2 protein-coding genes and 2 pseudogenes are annotated in these 2994 nt (G+C 64.4%); 3 read left to right on the forward strand and 1 reads right to left on the reverse strand.

Annotated features, from left to right (window positions below; genetic code table 11):
• Nucleotides 1-243 precede the first annotated feature (243 nt).
• The 3 genes and pseudogenes from AC5JJ6_RS06710 to AC5JJ6_RS06720 form a co-directional block, all read left to right on the forward strand.
• Nucleotides 244-702: pseudogene (locus AC5JJ6_RS06710) on the forward strand (metal ABC transporter ATP-binding protein); the annotation flags it as partial.
• A gap of 86 nt (nucleotides 703-788) precedes the next feature.
• A pseudogene (locus AC5JJ6_RS06715) lies at nucleotides 789-872 on the forward strand (hypothetical protein); the annotation flags it as partial.
• Between the two features lie 23 nt (nucleotides 873-895).
• Entirely contained in the window at nucleotides 896-1567 is a 672-nt protein-coding gene (locus tag AC5JJ6_RS06720; protein ID WP_496041293.1) for a metal ABC transporter solute-binding protein, Zn/Mn family, read from the forward strand.
• A gap of 179 nt (nucleotides 1568-1746) precedes the next feature.
• Here AC5JJ6_RS06720 and AC5JJ6_RS06725 read toward each other — a convergent pair whose 3' ends face one another.
• Nucleotides 1747-2667, reverse strand: a complete 921-nt coding sequence (locus AC5JJ6_RS06725) for a DUF389 domain-containing protein (protein ID WP_496041292.1) — start codon at nucleotides 2665-2667, stop codon at nucleotides 1747-1749.
• Nucleotides 2668-2994: the final 327 nt, after the last annotated feature.

Here is a 2994-nt window from a genome sequence, read left to right on the forward strand (position 1 = left end):
AATCGATAATGTTATGTTATAGCATAACATATCTGATCGACCTCAACGCATGCTCAATCCCGTTCCAACCCGAAAGGCCCGCCATGGCCACGGCAGAGCCGCGCCGACGAGCGCACTTTTCAACATCTCCGCTTATAGCCGGTGCGGCTCAGCGTTTGGTTCCGGCCGGAGTGGTGACCGTGTCGCTGTGGCTCGCGGTGGCCTGGGCGATGGACTGGCTCGGGTGACGCGGTGACGGTCCTTGTGCAGCTCGACGACCTGACCCTTGGCTATCAGCGCCATCTGGCAGTCCACCATGTCGCCGGAGCGTTCAGCGCGGGTTCGCTCACCGCAATCGTCGGTCCCAACGGAGCCGGCAAAAGCACCCTGCTGAAGGGCATCATGGGCCTGCTGAAGCCGCTGCAAGGAGGCGTGACGCTATGCGGCCTCCCGCGCCAAGCGATCGCCTACCTGCCCCAGCAGGCCGAGATCGATCGCAGCTTTCCCATCTCGGTGCTCGATACCGTGCTGCTGGGCCACTGGCGGCAGGTCGGCGCCTTCCGGGCGATGTCTCCGGCCATGCGCGACGAGGCCCATGCCGCCCTGACCGCCGTCGGCCTGTCCGGTTTCGAAAATCGGCCGATCGGCACCCTGTCCAGCGGCCAGTTTCAGCGGGTGCTCTTCGCGCGCACACTGCTTCAGGACGCGCGCCTCATCCTGCTGGACGAGCCGTTCACCGCCATCGATGCCCGGACTACCGCCGACCTGCCTAAGGTCGTGTCGGCGGTGCCGACGTACGGGTCACCACGCTGGTCGGTCCCGACGGCGATGCCCATGTCTTCGAACCGACACCGACCGATGCCAGGACCGTGCAGTCGGGCGACCTTCTGGTCGTCAACGGCCTGGGGCTGGAACCCTGGATGCAGCTTCTGGCGAAGTCGACCGGCTACACCGGCCCGCTCGTCACCGCGACCAACGGGATAAAACCCGTGAGGCGGAGGAGGGACCGGAGGAGGGGCATGCCGGCCACGGGCATGCCGACCATGGACATGGGAGCATCGATCCGCACGCGTGGCAAAGCGTGGCGAATGCCAAGCTCTATGTGAAGAACATCTCCGACGGCTTGGCTAAAGCCGATCCTCCTCATGCCGACACGTACCGGGCGAACGCGGCGGCCTACGCGCAGGAACTCGATGCCCTCGACCAGCAGGTTAAGGCGGCGTTCGCCCGCATTCCGCGCCCTGAACGCAAGATCATCACTTCGCATGATGCGTTCCAGTATTACGGTGCGGCCTATGGATTGACGCTGCTGGCGCCGACCGGGCTGAGCACCGAGTCCGAACCGTCGGCCAAGGCGATGGCGGGGCTGATCCGCCAGATAAAGAAGGAAAAGATCAGGGCGATCTTCGTGGAGAACATCAGCGATCCGCGCCTGATCGAACGCATCGCCGCGGAGTCCGGCGCCAAGGTCGGGGGGCAGCTCTATTCCGACGCATTGTCTCTGCCGGATGGGCCGGCAGCCACCTATATCGACATGATCCTGCACAACACGACCCTGATCGCCAACGCCCTCTCGGGACAATCCTGACGATGGCTGCGCGCCCTCCATCCCATGGCCTCGCTCGGCTACGCGATGCAAGCCACGCCGGCGGCGACCGCATCTCGCGCGGCGTGATCCGCCGAGGTTCGGTTGGCACCGGGATGAGGAGGAGGCGCCAGGGTTCATGCATGATGTCGGGTTTGGCTGTACTGCCTCGCCGACGACGCCTAGATCGCCTCAACGCGCTTGCGCCGATGCAGCAGCCGTTTCTTGACGGCGAGGGTCATCCCGCCGGCCGAGAGGACGCAGAAAGCCTCGACGACCCACCGCGCCATGGCATCGAGGGCAAGTGCAAGATTGCCTGAGCCGATCCCCATGCCGACCAATGCCATGCTCGGCACTAGCGCAAGCGCGATCATGACGCCCGTGGCGAGTACGGTCTGCCGTGAAGACGTGATCACGCCACCCGCGATCCCGGCGAGAAGCGAGGTCGCGACTCCCGTAGCCTCGATCTTCGACCAGTAGCCCACCCAGTGCAGACGGGTCAAATCGGAAACCGTGTTCTCGTGCAGCGCCAATGCGAGCGCCATCCCGAGGGCCGCCCCAAAAGCCAGCAGAAGGTATCCTGCGCAGGTCGACTGGATCCCGGCTTTGATCCCGTAGCGATGCCCTAGCACCCCGAAGGCGATGTGCAGCAAGGGCGCGAAACCCGGCGCGATCAGCATCGCTCCGATCACGATGTGGAGGGTGTCCGTGACCAGCCCGAACGCGGCGACGGCGCCGGAGAGGGTCATGAGGAGAAGGTAGTTGACGGAGAGGTTCGACTCTCGACGCATCAGCGATCCTACCTCCTCCCAGATGGCCTCGTTCCCCTCCTCGTCGAGGGGGCGCGCGTCGCCGGACGAGATCACCACCGAAGGCTCGCTGACCGTGACCGAACCGGCCTCCAGCACCCCCATCGCGTCGAGGGACCTGATCATATCAAGGGCGGCATTGTTGGTCAGGTCCACCGTGAGGACGTCGTCGTCGGACCCCATGGCGGCACCTCGGTATAAAGTGACGCTCGCGATCCCAGGCTGGTTCCGCAGGTGTTCGGCTATGCGGATCCGCGTGTCGGGTGAGGTCGTGATGGTGATCGTGCGAGGCAATACTCTCTCCATGAATCGGGGGCGTGGTCCTCTCTAAACCAGCAGAGAGGCGTATCGAGCACCGAGGGGAGTGATTCTAGAGAACGCCGACGGTAGGGCAGACCGCACCGAGATCGTGCATGATCTTGGCTGGGGATTGTCCGGCGCATGTAGTTGTCGTTCACGCAGCTTTTTTGCGCCTGCCGCAGAGGCTGGCTCGATCGCTATGGTCTTTGCGATAGAATTTAGAGCGACCCTGCGGGGATCTGCGGGCCGTCGGGCCTTAGGCGGCGGAGCTTGCGCCCGACGACGCCCTGGCCCTACCGCCTAAGCGGAAGGCATATCAGT

This window comes from Skermanella sp., from assembly GCF_059503625.1.